At 75.3% G+C, this 4,958-nt stretch carries 6 protein-coding genes; 5 read left to right on the top strand and 1 reads right to left on the bottom strand.

The annotated features are described in order from the left end of the window. From ACIQOV_RS27400 to ACIQOV_RS27410, 3 genes are all read left to right on the top strand, one after another. On the top strand, positions 1–309 hold a 309-nt coding region (locus ACIQOV_RS27400), incomplete at its 5' end, for a SpoIIE family protein phosphatase (protein ID WP_401052928.1). A gap of 265 nt (positions 310–574) precedes the next feature. Then, a complete protein-coding gene (locus ACIQOV_RS27405) occupies positions 575–1,153 on the top strand; it encodes a carbonic anhydrase (RefSeq protein WP_401052940.1) in 579 nt (192 codons plus the stop codon). A 156-nt stretch (positions 1,154–1,309) separates the two neighbouring features. Continuing rightward, complete coding sequence (locus ACIQOV_RS27410) at positions 1,310–1,942, top strand: flavin reductase family protein (RefSeq protein WP_401052931.1); 633 nt, start codon at positions 1,310–1,312, stop codon at positions 1,940–1,942. Positions 1,943–2,014: 72 nt separating this feature from the next. On the opposite strand, the gene ACIQOV_RS27415 is transcribed toward ACIQOV_RS27410, so the two are convergent. Beyond that, a complete protein-coding gene (locus ACIQOV_RS27415) occupies positions 2,015–2,605 on the bottom strand; it encodes a hypothetical protein (RefSeq protein ID WP_359906603.1) in 591 nt (196 codons plus the stop codon). Between the two features lie 401 nt (positions 2,606–3,006). Here ACIQOV_RS27415 and ACIQOV_RS27420 point away from each other — a divergent pair, with 401 nt between their 5' ends. Both ACIQOV_RS27420 and ACIQOV_RS27425 read left to right on the top strand, forming a co-directional pair. After that, positions 3,007–4,182 carry a serine hydrolase domain-containing protein gene (locus ACIQOV_RS27420; protein WP_401052934.1) on the top strand — a complete coding sequence of 392 codons (1,176 nt, stop codon included), beginning with the start codon at positions 3,007–3,009 and terminating at the stop codon, positions 4,180–4,182. 4 nt (positions 4,183–4,186) lie between these two features. Continuing rightward, positions 4,187–4,958 (top strand): MerR family transcriptional regulator (locus ACIQOV_RS27425; RefSeq protein ID WP_401052937.1); only part of this gene is annotated, 772 nt, incomplete at its 3' end.

Here is a 4,958-nt window from a genome sequence, read left to right on the forward strand (position 1 = left end):
CGCGTGGAGCCCGTCCCCCTGGACGCCGGCATCCCGCTCGGCCTCGCCGCCCTGGCCGCCCCCGGCGAGCCGCGCCCCGTGCGGCGCTTCGCGCTGCCCGGGGACGGGGTGCTGGTCCTGCTCACCGACGGCATCACCGAGGCCCAGGACGCCTCCGGCACGTTCTACCCGGTCGAACAGGGCCTGGCCGACCTCGCCGCCACCCCCGCCGACGCCCTGCCCGAGGCCCTCGACCGGCGGGCCCGGCGCTGGAGCGGCGGCCACAGCCGCGACGACGTCACCGTCCTCGCCCTGCGCCCCGCCCCGTAGCCGCCGGACCCGCGGCCCGGGCCCGTCGGAGCGGTACGGGCCCGCATGGGGCGCATGAGGCCGTACGGAGGTCGCGTGCGGATCGCACGGGGTCGTACGGGCCCGTCCGTGGGGCCGTCCGACCCTTGACCCCCGGCTGCGGGCTCCACCTGCGGCGATCTAGGGTGCAGACATGATCCCCACACCGATATCCGAGCCCGAGCCCGGCCCGCTCGACGGCCCCACGGACGACTTCCTGACCGACCCCGCCCAGGCGCTGCGGGTGATGATGCAGGGCAACGCCCGGTTCGTCGCGGGCAACCCCGAGCACCCCAACCAGGACGCCGGGCGCCGCGCGGCGCTCGCCCCGGCGCAGCGGCCCTTCGCGGTGCTGTTCGGCTGTTCGGACTCCCGGCTGGCCGCCGAGATCATCTTCGACCAGGGCCTGGGCGACCTGTTCGTGGTGCGCACCGCCGGGCACGTCACCGGTGCGGAGGCGCTGGGCAGCATCGAGTACGGGGTGAGCGTGCTGGACTGCCCGCTGGTGGTGGTGCTGGGCCACGACTCCTGCGGTGCGGTGGCGGCGGCGCTGGAATCCCTGGAGCAGGGGCAGCTGCCGGGCGGTTTCGTCCGGGACGTGGTGGAGCGGGTGACCCCGAGCGTGCTGTCCGCGAAGGCGGCGGGCATCGAGGACAGCGACGGGATCGTGGACGAGCACATCCGCCAGACCGTGGAGCTGCTGGTGGAGCGCTCGCAGGCGCTGGCCGCGAAGGTCGCCGAGGGGAAGGTGTCCGTGGTGGGCCTGTCCTACCGGCTGCGCGACGGCCGGGCCCGGCTGATCGCCGCCCGGGGGCCGGTGGGCTGACGGAGCGCCCGCCGCGGCGGGCCCTGCCGTCCTCGGGAGCCGCAGGACCTGCGGGACCTGCGGGAACGTGATGTCCGATCACCGCCAGCGCCCCCGGCCGGGCCGGGGCAGAGTCGGTGACCGCAACGATTCCCCATCCCGAGGACGGCAGTTCCCGTGCACAAGGTCATCGATCTCAAGGTTCTCTATTTCGGCACCCCGGTGGTGCTGATCGGATCCCGCAACGAGGACGGCAGCGCCAACCTCATGCCGATGTCCTCGGCGTGGTGGCTGGGGCAGTCCTGCGTGCTGGGTCTGGGCGACAGCTCCCAGACCGCCGCCAACCTGCGGCGCGAGGGCGAGTGCGTACTCAACCTGCCCTCCTCCGCGCAGGTGGACGCCGTGGACGCCCTCGCGCTGCTGACCGCCACCCCACAGATCGCCGAGTACCGGCTGAAGCAGGGCTACCGCCACGAGCGGCGGAAGTTCGCCGCCGCCGGTATGACCGAGCTGCCCGGCGAGCTGGTGCGGGCGCCGCGTGCCGCCGAGTGCCCGGTGCAGCTGGAGTGCCGGGTGGAGTCGGCGACGGCGCTGACGGGCGGCGGGCGCACCGCCTTCGAGGTGTCGGTGGTGCGCGCCCACGTCGAGGAGAGCCTGCTGGTGCCCGGCAGCGACCACTACGTCGACCCGGTCGGCTGGGACCCGCTGATCATGAAGTTCTGCGAGTTCTTCGGCGACGGGCGGCGCCTGGCCCCCTCCCGCCTCGCCGAGGGCTGGCAGATGCCCGGGCGGCTGCCCGCCGCCGTGTGACGTGACACCCGCTCAGCCCTCGGGCCCCCGGCTCAGCCCTCGGGCCGCCGGCTCACGGCCGCGCTCCCCCGCTCACGGCGCGACGGTCGCCCCGCAGGAGTCGCACACCCGCGTCGCGGGCAGCTCCAGGAAGCAGGTCGGACAGATCGCCGGCGGGCGCGGCGGGGCGGCGACGGCGGCCTTGCGCTCCACCGAGGCGCGCAGGCGCGGGGCCAGGGCGGGCGTGCCGCCGTCGGCGGGCAGGTCGGCGCCGAAGTGCCGGTAGCAGGCCAGGCGGGCGGCGGCCGCGTGCTGCTCGCGGTCCATCTCCGCGGCCACCGGCGGCTGGCCGGCCACCGCCAGCACCTCCTGGTAGCCGGGGCCGACCCGGCCGTCCGTGGCGTGCACCACCAGGGCCGTCAGCGGCGGGTCGCCGCGCCGGTGCGCCTCGCGGATCACCAGGGACAGCACCTTGCCGATCCAGTGCCGCTGGTTGACCCGGGTGCGTACCCCGGAGGCCTCCTGCACCGCTTCGGCCAGGTCCGCGTAGCTGATCACCGCGTGGTAGCGGCGCGCCACCTCCACCAGGGCGGGGTAGGCCGCCCTGGTCCACACGATGTGCGCCTGGGTGGCGCCGACCGCCGCGCCGTCCGACACCCGCCAGTAGCTGTGCTGCTCCGTCATCCGCCCGCCCCTGTCCGTCTTGTCCGTGTCTGTCCTCCGCAGTCCCCCGCCGCAGCGAGGCTACCCCGCCCCGGAACAGCACCCTCGGGCGGGGCCTCGCCTCGGACGGGGCTTGACTTCAAGTCCTGTTGAAGTCGTGGAATGGGTGCCGACCGCAGCCGTACGGGCAACCCCGCGGTCGATGCCCCGCCCGTACGGACCCGTACCGGGGCCGGGGCCGCCGTCTTCCCGATCGTGCCGACGGCGGCCCCGGTCCCGGGTCACCCCGTCCCCGTCCCCGTCCGTGCGGGCACGCCGCGGCTGTGAGCCGGATCACGGTTGAGGTTGACCTCGGGTCAGGGTGCAGGCTCCCCTCATCGGGCCCGATGACCACGCGGGCCCCACGGATACGAGGGGGCAGCATGTCCACCACCCACCACTCCACCCACCACCTCGGCCACCACCTCGGCCACCACCTCGGCCACGGTCCGGACCGCCCGGAGCTGCGGCGGGCGATCGAGGAGATCGCCGAGTCCGGCTTCCTCGGGGTGCAGGTGCGGGTGAACGACGCGCGCGGCGAGTGGGTCGGCAGCGCCGGGGCCCGCGAGCTGGGCCGCGACGGCAGGCCGCCGGCCGACGGGCACTTCCGCGTCGGCAGCGTCACCAAGAGCTTCGTCGCGACCTCGGTGCTCCTGCTGGTCGCCGAGGGCCGGCTGGCCCTGGACGACCCGGCCGGCGACCACCTGCCCGGGTTCGGGCTGGACCGGCGGATCACGGTGCGGATGCTGTTGCAGCACACCAGCGGGGTCTTCAACCACACCGGCGAGCCGGCGGAGGACGGGACGTTCGTGCCGGGCGTCCCGTGGCGGGGCAAGGAGTGGGTGGACGCCCGCTTCCGCACGTACCCGCCCGAGGAGCTGGTGCGGCTGTCGCTGTCCCGGCCGGCGCGGTTCGCGCCGGGGGCGGGCTGGAGCTACTCCAACACCAACTACGTGTTGGCCCGGCTGGTGGTCGAGCGGGTCAGCGGCCGCCCCTTCGCCGAGGAGCTGCGGCGGCTGGTCCTGGAGCCGCTGGGGCTGACCGGCACGGTGGCGCCCGGCGCCTCGCCGGAGGTCCCCGCGCCGCACGCCCGCAGCTACTACCGCTACGAGGACGCCGGGCGGGAGCGGACGCTCGACGTCACCCGCCACGACCCGTCCTGGGTCGCGGCCGGCGGCGACATGATCTCCACCACCCGGGACCTGCACACCTACGTCTCCGCGCTGCTCGGTGGCAGGCTGCTGCCGCCCGGCCTGCTGGCCGAGATGCGCACGCCGGAGGCGACGATCGGCTACGGACTGGGGCTGTTCGCCCAGGAGAGGGAGGGCGGCACCGTCTTCCACCACAACGGCGCCACCATCGGCTCGGCGGCGCTGATGTACGGCTCGCCGGACGGCGGCACGACCCTCACCGCCGGGCTGAACTACGTGGACGACGCCGACGTGTCCATCGCGGCGGCGTTCCAGAGCGCCCAGCGGCGGCTCGTCGACGAGGTGTTCGGCACCGGGACCGGCCCCACGGCCTCCGGTCGTACGGCATCCGCTCGTACGGCAGGCTGAACGGATGACGAACGGATTCGACGGAGTCACGATCGGGCAGGCGGCGGCGTACGTCGGCGTCACGGTGAAGACGGTGCGGCACTACCACCGGCAGGGGCTGGTCGACGAGCCGCAGCGCGACGCCTCCGGCTACCGGCGGTACGGGTCGGGCGAGTTGCTGCGGCTGGTGCAGGTCCGGACGCTGGCCGCCGCCGGGGTGCCGCTGGCGGAGATCGGGCCGCTGCTCGACGCCGACGGCGAGCGGTTCACCGCCGCCCTCGCCGACGTGGAGCGGCGGCTGGACGAGCGGATCGCGGAACTGACCGCGCGCCGCGACACCCTGCACCGGCTCGCCGACGGCGACCGGGCCCTGCTGCCCGACCGCGCCTGCGCGGCCCTGGAGCGGATGCCCGGGCTCGGCTTCGGCCCCGACTACGTGGCGGCGCAGCGCGAGGCCCTGGTGCTGGCGCGGGCACTGGTGCCCGAGGGCTTCGACGGCTTCCTGACCCAGCTCGAACACCGCCTGGACGACCCGGAGTTCGTCGATCTGGCCAGACGCGGCCAGGAGGCCGAGGCCTGGGCGCCGGACGATCCGAGGATCGAGGAGCTCGCCGCCGCCATGGCCGACCGCTGCCTCGCCAACCCCGCGCTCCTGGGGGACCCCGACAGCCTGCGCGCCTGGGCCAGGGCCTCCGTCCAGTACCGGCTGATCGACCGCCACCGCGACGACGAGGCCCCGGTCTCGGCCCGGCTGACCGCCCTCACCGAGGCCAGGCTGCGCTCCGCCGGCATCCCGG

Origin of the sequence: Kitasatospora sp. NPDC091257 (assembly GCF_044757675.1) — a bacterium.
Classification (GTDB): domain Bacteria; phylum Actinomycetota; class Actinomycetes; order Streptomycetales; family Streptomycetaceae; genus Kitasatospora; species Kitasatospora lactacystinica.

What these genes read in the sequence shown, in the direction of transcription:
- ACIQOV_RS27405 (WP_401052940.1), top strand. Translation starts at nt 575, where the DNA reads ATGATGCAGGGCAACGCCCGGTTCGTCGCGGGCAACCCCGAGCACCCC.
- ACIQOV_RS27415 (WP_359906603.1), bottom strand. Translation starts at nt 2,605, where the DNA reads ATGACGGAGCAGCACAGCTACTGGCGGGTGTCGGACGGCGCGGCGGTC.
- ACIQOV_RS27420 (WP_401052934.1), top strand. Translation starts at nt 3,007, where the DNA reads ATGTCCACCACCCACCACTCCACCCACCACCTCGGCCACCACCTCGGC.